This window comes from Acidithiobacillus caldus ATCC 51756, from assembly GCF_000175575.2.
GTDB classification, from domain to species: domain Bacteria; phylum Pseudomonadota; class Gammaproteobacteria; order Acidithiobacillales; family Acidithiobacillaceae; genus Acidithiobacillus_A; species Acidithiobacillus_A caldus.
The window spans coordinates 1,690,522-1,703,303 of record NZ_CP005986.1 but is presented as its reverse complement, the minus strand read 5'-3'; the positions used below and the strand labels follow the sequence as shown (position 1 = coordinate 1,703,303).

At 60.5% G+C, this 12,782-nt stretch carries 15 protein-coding genes and 1 tRNA gene; 12 read left to right on the top strand and 4 right to left on the bottom strand.

Annotated features, from left to right (window positions below; genetic code table 11):
• The first annotated feature begins 157 nt into the window (after positions 1-157).
• Positions 158-535 (top strand): hypothetical protein, encoded by a 378-nt coding sequence (locus tag ACAty_RS15860; RefSeq protein WP_148262212.1) that lies wholly within the window; start codon positions 158-160, stop codon positions 533-535.
• Entirely contained in the window at positions 504-671 is a 168-nt protein-coding gene (locus ACAty_RS15855; RefSeq protein ID WP_014003072.1) for a hypothetical protein, read from the top strand. Before ACAty_RS15860 ends, ACAty_RS15855 begins: the two co-directional genes overlap by 32 nt.
• Before the next feature lie 99 nt (positions 672-770).
• Here the strand turns inward: ACAty_RS15855 and ACAty_RS08205 are convergent, their stop codons facing one another.
• On the bottom strand, positions 771-1,742 hold the full coding sequence (locus ACAty_RS08205) for a hypothetical protein (RefSeq protein WP_038471937.1): 972 nt from the start codon (positions 1,740-1,742) through the stop codon (positions 771-773).
• Positions 1,743-1,840: 98 nt separating this feature from the next.
• On the opposite strand from ACAty_RS08205, the gene ACAty_RS08200 reads away from it, so the two are divergent.
• From ACAty_RS08200 to ACAty_RS08185, 4 genes are all read left to right on the top strand, one after another.
• A complete protein-coding gene (locus ACAty_RS08200; protein WP_004872663.1) occupies positions 1,841-2,023 on the top strand; it encodes a hypothetical protein in 183 nt (60 codons plus the stop codon).
• Positions 2,013-3,725: a hypothetical protein gene (locus tag ACAty_RS08195; RefSeq protein ID WP_004872661.1), complete on the top strand. Its 1,713-nt coding sequence runs from the start codon at positions 2,013-2,015 to the stop codon at positions 3,723-3,725. The genes ACAty_RS08200 and ACAty_RS08195 overlap by 11 nt, the downstream gene beginning before the upstream one ends.
• A 246-nt stretch (positions 3,726-3,971) precedes the next feature.
• On the top strand, positions 3,972-4,283 hold the full coding sequence (locus ACAty_RS08190) for a hypothetical protein (protein ID WP_004872660.1): 312 nt from the start codon (positions 3,972-3,974) through the stop codon (positions 4,281-4,283).
• Positions 4,280-4,588 (top strand): hypothetical protein, encoded by a 309-nt coding sequence (locus ACAty_RS08185; RefSeq protein WP_004872659.1) that lies wholly within the window; start codon positions 4,280-4,282, stop codon positions 4,586-4,588. The genes ACAty_RS08190 and ACAty_RS08185 overlap by 4 nt, the downstream gene beginning before the upstream one ends.
• Before the next feature lie 328 nt (positions 4,589-4,916).
• Here the strand turns inward: ACAty_RS08185 and ACAty_RS08180 are convergent.
• Positions 4,917-4,993 (bottom strand) — tRNA-Arg (locus ACAty_RS08180).
• A 99-nt stretch (positions 4,994-5,092) separates the two neighbouring features.
• Between ACAty_RS08180 and uvrB the strand changes: the two genes are divergently transcribed.
• The 5 genes from uvrB to ACAty_RS08155 all read left to right on the top strand — a co-directional run bounded on the left by uvrB (position 5,093) and on the right by ACAty_RS08155 (position 11,410).
• Complete coding sequence (uvrB, locus tag ACAty_RS08175; RefSeq protein WP_004872658.1) at positions 5,093-7,123, top strand: excinuclease ABC subunit UvrB; 2,031 nt, start codon at positions 5,093-5,095, stop codon at positions 7,121-7,123.
• A 114-nt stretch (positions 7,124-7,237) separates the two neighbouring features.
• Positions 7,238-8,875: a CTP synthase gene (locus ACAty_RS08170; protein ID WP_004872657.1), complete on the top strand. Its 1,638-nt coding sequence runs from the start codon at positions 7,238-7,240 to the stop codon at positions 8,873-8,875.
• Positions 8,872-9,717 (top strand): 3-deoxy-8-phosphooctulonate synthase, encoded by an 846-nt coding sequence (gene kdsA, locus ACAty_RS08165; protein WP_004872655.1) that lies wholly within the window; start codon positions 8,872-8,874, stop codon positions 9,715-9,717. The genes ACAty_RS08170 and kdsA overlap by 4 nt, the downstream gene beginning before the upstream one ends.
• Positions 9,714-10,994: a phosphopyruvate hydratase gene (eno, locus tag ACAty_RS08160; protein ID WP_004872654.1), complete on the top strand. Its 1,281-nt coding sequence runs from the start codon at positions 9,714-9,716 to the stop codon at positions 10,992-10,994. The genes kdsA and eno overlap by 4 nt, the downstream gene beginning before the upstream one ends.
• Before the next feature lie 44 nt (positions 10,995-11,038).
• Positions 11,039-11,410, top strand: coding sequence for an FtsB family cell division protein (locus ACAty_RS08155; RefSeq protein WP_014003067.1), 372 nt, complete (start codon positions 11,039-11,041; stop codon positions 11,408-11,410).
• A gap of 6 nt (positions 11,411-11,416) precedes the next feature.
• Here the strand turns inward: ACAty_RS08155 and ACAty_RS08150 are convergent, their stop codons facing one another.
• A complete protein-coding gene (locus ACAty_RS08150; RefSeq protein WP_038471933.1) occupies positions 11,417-11,800 on the bottom strand; it encodes a YccF domain-containing protein in 384 nt (127 codons plus the stop codon).
• Between the two features lie 11 nt (positions 11,801-11,811).
• Positions 11,812-12,372 (bottom strand): elongation factor P, encoded by a 561-nt coding sequence (gene efp / locus ACAty_RS08145; RefSeq protein WP_004872648.1) that lies wholly within the window; start codon positions 12,370-12,372, stop codon positions 11,812-11,814.
• A gap of 86 nt (positions 12,373-12,458) precedes the next feature.
• On the opposite strand from efp, the gene ACAty_RS08140 reads away from it, so the two are divergent.
• Complete coding sequence (locus tag ACAty_RS08140) at positions 12,459-12,773, top strand: gamma-butyrobetaine hydroxylase family protein (RefSeq protein WP_004872647.1); 315 nt, start codon at positions 12,459-12,461, stop codon at positions 12,771-12,773.
• Positions 12,774-12,782: the final 9 nt, after the last annotated feature.

Genomic DNA, 12,782 nt, shown 5'->3' with positions numbered 1-12,782 from the left:
GTTTCGAGAACACCCGCGTACCGTGCATCCGGTAATCACCTGGCGCGGCCATCGCGTGCGAGGGCGGCTGACAGTTTTCAGGATGCTGGCCGAGGTAAAGGACGGCGCCAAGTGGGTCCCGATTTGCGAACGATGGCACGACTGAAGGAGGTGACGCATGAGCAGCAGTAAATTACAGCCGGTTACAGGGAAGCGCCTGCCGCCGAACGCAGGCAAGGGCAGGCCGCCCGGAGCGGTGAACCGCACCACGGCAGCGCTCAAGGAAGCCTTGCTCGAAGCCTTTGACCGTGGCGGCGGTGTCGATTGGCTGTTGGCGCTCATGAAGGATGAGCCCAAGACCTTCGCCAGCCTGTTGTCGCGGCTGATACCCACGGAAACCGCCACCAAGATGGAGATCACGAATGAACTCACAGACGAAGAACGACGTGCCCGAATTGCTGCAATTCTTGACGCCGGACGAGCGCGCCGAGATGGATATGTTGCTAGCGGGGGTGCAGGAACCGATGACGATAGTCTTGCAGATCATCCGTCCTGACGGCTCGACACAAGGCTATCTGCGCTACACGAAGGATGGCCCCGTCGAGCTGGACCCCAACGATCCCTTGCTCAAGGGCTACCCACCAGCGACGCCAGAACAGAACGGCGGGTATCGACCGGGGGGGCGGCAATGACCTGCAAACTACAGGCGATTACAGGAAAACCGCTCACGAAGCCACTCTTGCATAGCTTGGTCAGTCAACCCATTGCATCAGAGGGCTAAATCAGGCTCCCTAATCGGGCTTTTTACCGAAGATCTTGGCGACCATGCGCGCAATCCATGATTGGCTTTGCTTCTCCCACCCGCCGGTCATGAACTGCCGGAACTGCTCCTTGGATATCCTGACAGCTTCTCGGCCGGCGTCAGTCAGCATGTCTTCTGGCAACTCATCCAGGGATGATATCCATCTCAAGTCGCACATACAGCCCAGTTGCCTACCAGGGATATCGGTGTCGTCAATATACCCAACACTACCGGGAACGATCATGCCCTTTTGAATGGCCCAATTATCCCTGACCGCATAGATCGCGCCATCTCGCGTTGGGTGGTCCGATTCGGAGGCAAAATCCATCTGTTTATCTGCCTCGCTGTATCGCCACTCAACAGCGATGTATCTCCCTTCTCTCCGATGAAATATGTACTCCACCTCATTCAAGAAGGCGAAGCTGGTCAGAACTCCTAAAAGCCGGTCCCATTTTGTATAGTAGCCAAGCTCGCGTTTCACTGGTGTGACCCTGGGACCAATTTCTTTGGCCAAGCGTGGAGGGTCGCTCAGGAAATCATCCAGTAGGGAAAGGAAGTCGGCTTCATAGTGAGCAAAAACCGTTTCTGCATACGAGAAAAATCGGCCAACAGAGGCATCTAGCTGTTGCCTGATCTCGGGCAACAAAAGGTCAAAATTGTCCGCCACCCATTCTCCGCTGCACGAATGCACTGGCTGGCCTTCACCGGACCCCACCACCGCGACAAAAGGTATCCCCCGTACGGCGATGACCCTCTCCAGATAGCTCTCGCAACGCTGACGATACTTGGCAGTTGCCGCTTCTGGCGTCATCAGCACACCCGCCATGACTTGAAGCACCTGCTCCTTTGTTGTGGGCGCCTGCGACGGATCCTTGGACTTGGCATAGCCGGTCAGGATCTCCCCAATTTTTGCCTTGGCAGCCTGAATGGCTTGGGTTCGAGGCGATAGGTTTCTCGGCATGATCTCTGTCTGGCTGTGGCGAACAGTAATAGCCTGACCAGAAATGGACTTCGATGCCAATACTGAATAAAATTACAGTGTAAGAAGGGAGGACAACCGTGCAAGCCCATTACCAGCACCAACGACGTCAAAAGCTCCTGCAGGAGAACCGCATGGCGTGGCTCTCCTTGGAGGTCACCCCTGCCACCCGCCAGCGGCTGCAGGCCCTATCCAAAGCCCTGGGGAAGCCCCAGCGCCACATCATCGAAAACCTGATTCGGGAGGCCAGCCATGGCATTTAGGAGCATCATCGACATCGACATTCAGGACGAGAAGTTCTCCGAGTTCCTGACCCGGTTCGAGAAGTTCGCCAAGGACGCCAAGGACATCCCCGAGCCGTTCAAGAAGATGGACCGGCGCATAGAGGCGGCCCGCGACCACTTCAGCAAACTGGGAGGCCATCTCAAGCGGCACATGCGCGAGAGCGCGGGGGCGACCAAGGACTTCACCGTCGAACTGCACCATGCTGGCCAGCGTATGGCAACACTCACGGCGCGCGTGAGCCAGGGACGCAAGGAACTGTCCCAGTTGGGCGAGACGGGCCGCAAGACCTTCGGCATCATCGCCCAAGCGGGCAAGGATTTGTTCTCGGCCATTCCGTTGATCGGTGGTGCTGCAGCTGGGGCAGGGTTGGCTGCAGTCGAGCTGTACCGGCACCAGAGCAACACCATACTGGACCGCTACAAGACGGCCAAGATCATGAATATGACGCCGGGCCAAGTGTCAGCTGTGGACACGCAGTTCCGGGGCATTTTGGTGAACCCGGCAGCATCCCTTGCCCAGATGCGGCAGGAGCAGTTTCAGACGTCAGCGATTTCTGTGTTTTCGCGTGCAGTCGGCCAAGGCTGGCAGCACATGACGCAGATGCAGCGGTTCGACAAGATGCTTCTGAACGCCAAGAAAATCGCCGACACCGTGCCCAGTTATTTGTACCATACCTATATTAACATGAAGGGGATGCGACACATTTTCAGCCCCGAAGATTTTTCCATCCTCAAGCGCACGAGCTGGGCCACCCTCAACGCCGACATCGCCAACGCGCACAAGCAGGCCGCTGCCATGAACTTCTCGGCCAAGACGGGCCGCGACATGACGAAGCTGGCGATCACGATCTCGCAGAAGGAAGTGGAACTCAGCACGGACCTGAGCCGCACGCTGGCGAAGGGCGCGCCGCTGATGAACACCGCGCTCAACAAGCTCGTCAACTCCGTGGATTGGGCCGCCAACCGCATCAATGCCGCGCTCAAGGGTGTGGCGACGGGAAAAGGCCCGGAGATGGGAGCGGCCGGCAAGGTCTACAACGCGGCACGCCATGGCAAGCTGTGGTCCTACGGGAACGCTCAGGCAGCAAAAAGTCAGGCCTGGATGGACAAGCAGATGATGGACCTGCTCCCGAAGGGCAGTTGGCTCTATCGCCGGGCGCAGAAGTCCTACCAGATGGAAACTGAGGCGGAGAAGCGGTACATGGCCTCGGTGAAGGCTGCTTCTGGCCCCTGGTACGAGCGCATACACAACCCCATGGACATCGAGTCCTACAAGGGAGACGCCAGCTATCTGAACCCAGGCAACGGCATCCGGTATGCGCGGTTTGCCAGCAATGCGCAGGCATACCGGAAGGCAGCGCAATCGGTCCAGGGATACGGTCTGCACACGCTGGCGGCCATTGCGCAACGCTACACCGGATCCGCCCAAACCACGCGCAAGCTGGACGAGATGGCGAAAGCAGCCGGAATCAGCAGCCCAACGGCGCATCTGAGCCTAAGCAATCCTTCCACGCTCGCCAAGATCGTCGAGGCCCTGCGCATCGGAGAGCAACCCATGCAGCGCAGCCCGCAGGAGCTGTACCAGGTCATCAAGCGGGCCCTCATCGACGCCCATCGCGAAACCAACAGCGGCACACCAGCGAGTTCCGTGGGCGCACAGATCCACATGGCGGCGCATTGATGGTTGACGCCACGACCAACCCGTCCTAATCTCGCGAGTATGGTGCTGAAAACACCTACAGGCGGTAATCCGCCCCGTCAGACTTGCGGGATTTTTTATGCCCAGCGTCCTGCGCTGGCGTGTCCTCGATGGCCGGGGGTGGGCGAATACAATACCTTCGGGAAATAAACCCGGTGTCCCTGTAGCACTTTTCAGCCCCTGGCCGCCCGTCGCCGTTGGCGGGCATTGAAGCTAGAGGGCTATATCATGGCGTACACCACACTTAGCAGCGACATCTACAAGTTTCGGCAGATGGCCGAGAACCGGGAGCAGCACACGCGCGACGACATCCTCAGCGCAATGGACCAACTCGACAGCACCCAACTGGGCTTGTGGTCCTTCGTCAGTGCCCTGGGCGAAATCATGGCCTACGCCAGCGACAATCGGCACGCCTGGACGGATGGCAACATCCACCACATCGGAGAGGGCCTTGCCGCCGTCGCCGACATCGCTATCGGCATCGAGGAAACCAAGAGCCAACTCTTGCACTCCCGCGCCGTTCAAGGAGGTGCAGCATGAAGTTTTCGCATCTGTACGAGGACATCTACAAGGCCAAGGACATGACCGAGCACCCGGAACGCTACACCAAGGCCGAGATGGAGAATATGGACACGAACCTGCGCGCGCTGGTGGATGCCCTCTGGGATTTTGTTGGAGTCTTCGGGCAAATCATGTTCTACACCAACGAAAGCCGCGACGCCTGGCAGGAGTCAAACCTGTTCACCGCTGGTGAGCATCTGGCTATGGTGTCGGACCTTGCGCGCGGCATCGAGGACATACGCGCCAAGCTCCAGAACCCAGAGGCGGTAAAGCCTGCCGCCTAGCGTCTGCCCACCGACCCGCACGAGCCCCCGTCCTGGGGGCTTTCTTTTGGCCTAGGAGCGACGATCAGGACGCGGGATAGGCTACCCTACCACTCACCCGCGCAAATCGATCATAGGGCCTTCGCGGGCGTTCCTGCCGTTCGGCACCCTCGCGGGATCGGTTCGCTGGTGCAGGCGCAAACCGTGGTGGGGGTGCGCTGTCGGTGGCGTGGTGTTTCGGCTGATCCCTAGATCGTCAACTTCGCGCCCAAAGGGGACATAACGGGGACAAGATCTCGGATAAGCGAAGACTGGGACGGTCTGAAAACATGCAACCACCTGTTTTGATTGGCGCGCCCAGCAGGAATCGAACCTGCAACCTACGGCTTAGAAGGCCGTTGCTCTATCCGGTTGAGCTATGGGCGCCCGGACACCATTCTATGATCGAACGAGCGGAGGAGCAAAAGCCTTTCGGTGCGCGTGGGGGCTGTGTATCCTGAGTCGGTTGAACCATAGGAGGGAGGTATGGAAAAAGCCCTGAGTCTGGAGAGTGTTTTTCCGCCCTGTGGGGATCAGCCCGTGGCCATTGCCGAACTGGTGGATGGTTTGGCGTCGGGGGAGTCCTTTCAGACCTTGCTGGGGGTCACGGGCTCGGGCAAGACCTTTACCATGGCCAATGTCATCGCCCGCACCCAGCGCCCGGCCATCGTCATGGCGCCCAACAAGACCCTGGCGGCGCAGCTGTATGCCGAGTTACGGGCCTTCTTTCCGCACAATGCGGTGGAGTATTTCGTCAGTTACTACGACTACTACCAGCCCGAGGCCTATGTGCCTTCGTCCGATACCTTCATCGAGAAGGACGCCTCCATCAACGATCACATCGAGCAGATGCGGCTGTCGGCGACCAAGGCCCTCTTGGAGCGTCCCGATGTCGTTATCGTGGCCACGGTATCGGCCATCTACGGCCTCGGTGATCCCGCTGCCTACCACAACATGATTCTGCATCTGCGGGAGGGGGACGCCATGGACCAAAGGGCCATCCTCCGCCGTCTGGCGGACATGCAGTACAGCCGCAATCCCATGGAACTCAAGCGCAGTACCTTTCGGGTGAACGGGGATGTCATCGATATCTGGCCGGCCGAGAGCGAGGACGAGGCGGTACGGGTGGAGCTCTTTGGCGACGAGATCGAGCGCATCTCCCTGTTCGATCCCCTTACGGGCAAGACCATCACTCGCTTGCCGCGCTATACGGTCTACCCCAAGAGCCACTATGTCACGCCACGGGAGCAGATTCTGGCCGCTATCGAGCAGATCAAGGACGAACTGCGCGAGCGTCTGGACGTGCTGCGTCGTGAAAACAAGCTGGTTGAGGCGCAGCGGCTGGAGCAGCGGACCCGTTTTGATCTGGAGATGATGGCGGAACTGGGCTATTGCTCCGGTATCGAGAACTACTCCCGCTACCTGTCGGGACGGGCGCCCGGCGAGCCGCCGCCGACGCTGATGGATTATCTGCCGGCCAATGCCTTGCTGTTCATCGACGAGTCCCACGTGACCGTGCCACAGATTGGCGGCATGTACAAAGGCGATCGCTCGCGCAAGGAAACTCTGGTGGAATATGGCTTCCGCCTGCCTTCGGCACTGGACAACCGGCCCTTGATGTTTCCGGAATTTGAAGCCCTCATGCCCCAGACGATCTTCATCTCGGCCACCCCCGGACCCTACGAGCTGTCCCGTTCCGGGCGTGTCGTCGAGCAGGTGGTGCGGCCCACGGGCCTGGTGGATCCGGAGGTGGAGGTGCGTCCAGCCAAAGGGCAGGTGGACGATCTGGTGAGCGAGATCCACGCGGTCATCGCCAGCGGCTGGCGGGTACTGGTGACCACCTTGACCAAGCGTATGGCGGAGGATCTCAGCGATTATCTACACGAGCTGGGCATCCAGTGCCGCTACCTACACTCCGACATCGAAACGGTGGAGCGGGTGGAGATCATTCGCGACCTGCGTGCGGGGGTCTTCGACGTGCTCATTGGCATCAACCTCCTGCGCGAGGGCCTGGACATGCCGGAGGTGGCTCTGGTAGCCATTCTGGACGCCGATAAGGAGGGCTTCCTGCGTTCCGAACGTTCCCTCATCCAGACCATCGGGCGCGCTGCCCGCAACCTCCACGGGCGCGCCATCCTCTACGCCGACACCATCACCGGTTCCATGGCTCGCGCCATGGAAGAGACGGAGCGGCGTCGCAACAAGCAGATTCGATTCAATGCCGAGCATGGCATCACGCCCAAGGGCATTGTCAAACCGGTGGCGGATATCCTGGAAGGCGTCTACCGCCGCAATGGCAGTGGCGCACGCACCAAGGCGGCGGAGCCCACTCCGACCTATGCCGACGTAAAGGATCCGCGGGCCCTGGCCAAACGCATCCGTGAGCTGGAAGAGACCATGCATCGCCACGCGCGCAATCTGGAATTCGAGCAGGCCGCTGCCCTTCGCGACCAGATCCGGATCCTGGAGGCGGAAATCCTTGGGTTGGATGTGGAGGTGGACCTGGTGGCGGATTGACGCCGTTGGTTCGGGTTTCACTCGCAGCGCTAGACGCGACCTTCCCGTTTCCAATTGTGCCGGGAGCCTGAATTGGCTACCATGCGTCGGTCTGTCGGGGCTGTGGCGAGGCGCATGAGCAAGTACATTTTCGTCACCGGAGGTGTGGTGTCTTCCCTGGGTAAGGGCGCTGCGGGAGCAGCCTTGGGAGCCCTTCTGGAAGCGCGTGGTTTGACGGTGACCATGCTCAAGCTGGATCCCTACATCAACGTCGATCCAGGCACCATGAGCCCCTTCCAGCACGGCGAAGTCTTCGTCACCGCCGATGGCGCCGAGACCGATCTCGATCTCGGCCACTACGAGCGCTTCCTCTCCAGCAAGATGAGCAAGCGCAACAATTTTACCACGGGGCTGGTCTATCAGACGGTCATCGAAAAGGAACGGCGCGGCGACTATCTGGGGCGCACCGTGCAGGTCATTCCCCACGTCACCGACGAAATCAAGCGCCGCATTCGTCTGGGTGCAGGTGAGGCCGACGTGGCGCTGGTAGAGATCGGCGGCACCGTGGGCGATATCGAATCCCAGCCCTTTCTCGAGGCCATTCGCCAGATGGCCGTGGAGGAGGGCAGGGGCAACAGCCTCTTCATGCACCTGACCTTGGTCCCCTACCTACCGTCGGCCGGTGAGATGAAGACCAAGCCCACCCAGCACTCCGTGCGCGAGCTGCGGGCCATTGGTATCCAGCCCGACGTGCTGCTCTGCCGCGCCGACCGCCCCATTCCCGCGGATCACCGCGCCAAGATCGCCCTTTTTTCCAATCTGCCGGAGCGTGCCGTCATCTCGGCCATCGACACCGACAGCATCTACCGTATCCCCTTGCTGTTCCATCAACAGGGTCTGGACGATCTGGTGGTGGAGGACCTCGGTCTGCAGACACCGCCGCCGGATCTTTCGGTCTGGCAGGGTATCGTCGACGCCATGATGCACCCAGAAGGGGAGGTCTGCATTGCCCTGGTGGGCAAATACGTGGGCTTGACGGAATCCTACAAGTCGCTTTCGGAGGCCCTGTTGCACGCGGGTCTGCGCGCGCGCCGGCGAATCCGGTTCCTCTACGTGGACGCAGAAGACATCGAAAACCGTGGTGCCCAGGACCTGCTGAAGGACGCCGACGCGATTCTGGTCCCCGGCGGTTTTGGGGGCCGTGGTACCGAGGGCAAGATTGCCGCTATCCGCTACGCGCGGGAGCAGAAGGTTCCCTATCTGGGCATCTGTTTGGGCATGCAGTTGGCGGTGGTGGAATTTGCCCGTCACCGGGCGGGTTTGGCCGAGGCCAACAGTACGGAGCTGGACCCGCAGACGCCGGCGCCCGTCATCACGCTGATGACGGAATGGACCGATCCCGAGGGGCGCGTGACTTATCGCGAGGCCGGGGGCAATCTGGGCGGTACCATGCGCCTGGGCGAGCAGACCTGCCGTCTGGTGGAGGGGAGTCTTGCGGCACAAGCCTATGGGACGACGGAGATCCGCGAGCGACACCGCCACCGCTTCGAATTCAACAATCGCTACCTCGCGCCCCTGGCGGCGGCGGGGCTGCGCTTCACGGGTCGTTCCGTCGACGGCGAACTGGTGGAGGTCATTGAGCTGGAGGATCATCCGTGGTTTCTGGGGTGTCAGTTCCATCCGGAGTTCACCAGTAACCCGCGCGCGGGTCATCCCCTTTTCGATGCGTTCTTGGCAGCGGCGCAGCGCCATATCCAGGAGCATCGTGCATGAACCTGTGCGGCTTTGAAGTAGGTCTCCATCGGCCCTTCTTCCTCATTGCGGGCCCCTGTGCCATCGAGAGCGAAACCCTTGCCTTGTCCACGGCCGAAAGGCTGCGGGACATCTGTGCGCGCCTTCACATTCCCTTCATTTACAAAAGCTCCTACGACAAGGCCAATCGGTCCTCGGGCAAAAGTTTCCGCGGGCCCGGTCGGGACGAGGGCCTGCGTATTCTGGAAAAGGTGCGCAGCGAGATGGGTGTTCCCGTACTCACGGACGTCCACGAAAAAGAGGACGTGGCCGCCGTCGCCCAGGCGGTGGATGTGCTGCAGACCCCGGCCTTTCTCTGTCGGCAGACGGACTTCATCGAGGCAGTGGCGGCGGCCGGCAAACCCGTCAATATCAAAAAAGGTCAGTTTCTGGCGCCCTGGGACATGGTCCACGTCGTGCGCAAGGCACAGGAGACGGGTAACCAGCAGATTCTGGTCTGCGAGCGCGGAGCGAGTTTCGGCTACAACAACCTGGTTTCCGACATGCGCTCCTTGGCGGTGATGCGTCAGACCGGGTGCCCTGTGGTCTTCGATGCCACCCATTCGGTGCAACTGCCCGGTGGGCAGGGCGACCGTTCCGGCGGCCAGCGCGAATTCGTCCCGGTCCTGGCTCGGGCCGCGGTGGCGGCGGGGGTGGCCGGCCTATTCATGGAGACCCATCCCGATCCGGCCTGCGCCCTGTCCGACGGTCCCAACGCCTGGCCCCTGCAGCGCATGGAGGCCCTTTTGCGCGTGCTCAAGGATCTGGATCGCGCGGTCAAGGCCTACGATTTTCCCGAAAACCACCCCGAGGAGTTGACATGACCGCCATCGTCCAGATTCACGCCCGCGAAGTATTGGATTCCCGTGGCAATCCCACGGTGGAGGCTGAGGTTACTTTGGAGAACGGTGTGGTCGGCCAGGCCATCGTTCCCAGCGGTGCCTCCACCGGCGAGCGCGAGGCCGTCGAGCTGCGGGATGGCGGCGACCGCTACGATGGCAAAGGTGTGCGCCGCGCCGTGGAGCATGTGCGCGGAGAAATTCAGGACAGTCTGCTGGGTATGGAGGTTGAGGATCAGGAGGCCATCGATTCCGCCCTCTGCGCCCTGGATGGCACGCCCAATAAGGCGCGTTTGGGCGCCAACGCCATCCTCAGCGTGTCCTTGGCCTGTGCCCAGGCCGCGGCCCGTAGCCTGGGGCAGCCCCTCTATCGCTACATCGGCGGCCTCGGCCCGCTGCTGTTGCCCGTACCCATGATGAACGTCATCAATGGGGGCGCCCACGCCGACAACGATGTGGATATGCAGGAATTCATGATCATCCCAGCGGGGGCAGAGTCCTTCTCCGAGGCCCTGCAGATGGGGGTCGAGACCTTTCATGCCTTGAAGGCGGTACTCCACGGGCGCGGTCTCGCCACGACGGTGGGCGATGAAGGCGGCTTTGCCCCCGATCTCCCGTCCAATGAGGCGGCACTGGAGCTGCTGCTGGAGGCTATCGAGCGAGCCGGTTACACCGCCGGCGAAGATATCTGGCTGGGAATGGACGTGGCGTCCAGTGAATTTTACCGCGATGGCCAATACCATCTGGCCAGCGAGAAGCGCAGCCTCGGTAGTGGGGATTTCGTGCAATACCTAGCCGATCTCGTGGATCGCTACCCGCTCATCAGTATCGAGGACGGCATGGACCAGAACGACTGGGACGGCTGGATCGCACTCACGGATCGTCTGGGGGATCGTATCCAGCTCGTGGGCGACGACATTTTCGTGACCAATGTCGATATCCTACGCGAGGGTATCGACCGCGGCGTTGCCAACAGCATTCTTATCAAACTCAATCAAATCGGTACCTTGACTGAGACCCTGCAGGCCATTGAACTGGCCAAGACGCACGCTTACACCGCGGTGGTGTCGCACCGTTCCGGCGAGACCGAGGATACCACGCTGGCGGATGTGGCCGTGGCCACGGGTTGTGGTCAGGTCAAAACCGGTTCCCTTTCGCGTACCGATCGGGTGGCTAAATACAACCGCTTGTTACGCATCGAAGAAGCGCTTGGCGATAATGCGCGTTTCCCTGGCCTCGGCGCTTTTTACAATCTCGACTAAAAAGCGTATAACCAAGGCGTGCGTGCAGTGAGGCAAGGTAATCCGTGGCCATCGCAATATCTTCCCGAAAATTGGAGACCCACCGCATCGTCGCGCGTTGGCGAGCCTTTGGTTTCAGCCGCGTGGACATGGTTCTGTTTCTCGTTCTCTTGTTGCTCCAATATCCCCTGTGGTTTGGGGCGGGAAGCTGGTGGCACGTGGCGACATTGCAGAGCGAGCTACACCAACGCGAGGCCCATCTGCAGAAATTGGAGCAGCGTAACGCCAAGCTCGCGGCACAAGTGCAGAGCCTGGAGCACAGCGAGGGCGCCATTGCCGATCTGGCGCGTCGGCATCTCGGTTTGATTGGAAAGAACGAAATATTCGTGTGGGTCATCCCCCACGACGCACCGTCGCCGGCTCAGAAGCCATCCTGAGGCCTTTCAGGTAGTGACGATTTGCTTACTGTAGGGGGCGAGGGACAGGGCCGCAAGACGCAAATGCTGCCAGGCAAAGGGAAGACCGATAACGGTGATAGCGCAGAGTAGGGCACTGACCAAATGTCCTAAGGCTAGCCACCACCCCAGGAAAATCGCCCAGATCACATTGCCGATGAGTCCGATGCCCCGTCCCAGTTCGGAGCCCGGTCGATCGACGATGGCGCGGCCAAAAGGCCAAAAGGAAAAGCTGCCGATGCGAAAGGCGGCGATGGCGTAGGGAATGCCGATGATGGTGATGGCTGCCAGGAGCGCGGCGAACCACCAGCCAAGGCCCATCAACACGCCCCCCAGCAGGAACCAGAGCAGATTTGCTAGGAATCGAAGCACCGAGTTGACCCTCAAGCGCGGTCGACGTAGCTGCCGTCCGAGGTATTGACGCGGATTTTCTCACCGGCATTGACGAAGGGCGGCACCATGACCGTGATGCCCGTTTCCACGCGCGCGGGCTTGTACGAACTGGTGGCCGTTTGCCCCTTGATGGAGGGCTCTGCCTCCACCACTTCTAGGACCACCACCGGCGGAAGTTCCACGCCGATGGGCCGATCGTTGTGCAAATTGACCTGGATTTCCGTGTTGGGCAGCAGGTAACCGGTCTGACCTTCCAGGAGATCCTCACTCAGGGTCATCTGCTCGAAACTCTGGTTGTCCATGAAGACATAGCCGCTGGTGTCGGCGTACAGAAACTGCATGGTCCGCGGCTCCACCACAGCCTTTTCCATTTTCTCTTCGGAACGGAATCGCTGGTTGGTCTTGGTGCCGGTTTCGATATTCTTCATCTCCACCTGCATGAAGGCTCCACCTTTGCCGGGCTTGACGAAATCTGTCTTGAGCACACGCCACAGGCCTTTTTCGTATTCCAGGATATTGCCAGGACGGATGTCGAAAGCAGAGATTTTCATGTGTGATCCTTGCGAAGCATTCCCTTTGCGAGCGTCGGATTGTACCCTAGGGGATTGAACCATGACCAGTGGAGGCGATATCCGCCATGTCCGATGCCCGCACACAACCCACCGAGCTGCGCCCCCTCACCATCAGTCGGGTCTTGGAGATCGATTGGGCCGATGGCAGTACCAGTCGCGTGTCCTTCGAGACCCTGCGGGTGGAGTGCCCCTGCGCCGAGTGCAAGGGACACACGCCGGAGCAGGCCCAGATCATCACCGGCAAGGAGGAGGTGAATCTGACGGATATCCAGGCCGTGGGCAACTATGCGGTTCAGCTCTTCTTCAGTGACGGGCACAGTACCGGCATCTACACCTGGGAATATCTGCGCCTGCTGGCCGACCGCGCGGAGTCGGCCTGAGGGCGTGGC

Bases quoted from the DNA above. Each gene is read 5' to 3' on its own strand.
- ACAty_RS15860 (WP_148262212.1), top strand. From the start codon at position 158: ATGAGCAGCAGTAAATTACAGCCGGTTACAGGGAAGCGCCTGCCGCCG.
- ACAty_RS15855 (WP_014003072.1), top strand. From the start codon at position 504: ATGACGATAGTCTTGCAGATCATCCGTCCTGACGGCTCGACACAAGGC.
- ACAty_RS08205 (WP_038471937.1), bottom strand. From the start codon at position 1,742: ATGCCGAGAAACCTATCGCCTCGAACCCAAGCCATTCAGGCTGCCAAG.
- ACAty_RS08195 (WP_004872661.1), top strand. From the start codon at position 2,013: ATGGCATTTAGGAGCATCATCGACATCGACATTCAGGACGAGAAGTTC.
- ACAty_RS08190 (WP_004872660.1), top strand. From the start codon at position 3,972: ATGGCGTACACCACACTTAGCAGCGACATCTACAAGTTTCGGCAGATG.
- ACAty_RS08185 (WP_004872659.1), top strand. From the start codon at position 4,280: ATGAAGTTTTCGCATCTGTACGAGGACATCTACAAGGCCAAGGACATG.
- uvrB (WP_004872658.1), top strand. From the start codon at position 5,093: ATGGAAAAAGCCCTGAGTCTGGAGAGTGTTTTTCCGCCCTGTGGGGAT.
- ACAty_RS08170 (WP_004872657.1), top strand. From the start codon at position 7,238: ATGAGCAAGTACATTTTCGTCACCGGAGGTGTGGTGTCTTCCCTGGGT.
- kdsA (WP_004872655.1), top strand. From the start codon at position 8,872: ATGAACCTGTGCGGCTTTGAAGTAGGTCTCCATCGGCCCTTCTTCCTC.
- eno (WP_004872654.1), top strand. From the start codon at position 9,714: ATGACCGCCATCGTCCAGATTCACGCCCGCGAAGTATTGGATTCCCGT.
- efp (WP_004872648.1), bottom strand. From the start codon at position 12,372: ATGAAAATCTCTGCTTTCGACATCCGTCCTGGCAATATCCTGGAATAC.
- ACAty_RS08140 (WP_004872647.1), top strand. From the start codon at position 12,459: ATGTCCGATGCCCGCACACAACCCACCGAGCTGCGCCCCCTCACCATC.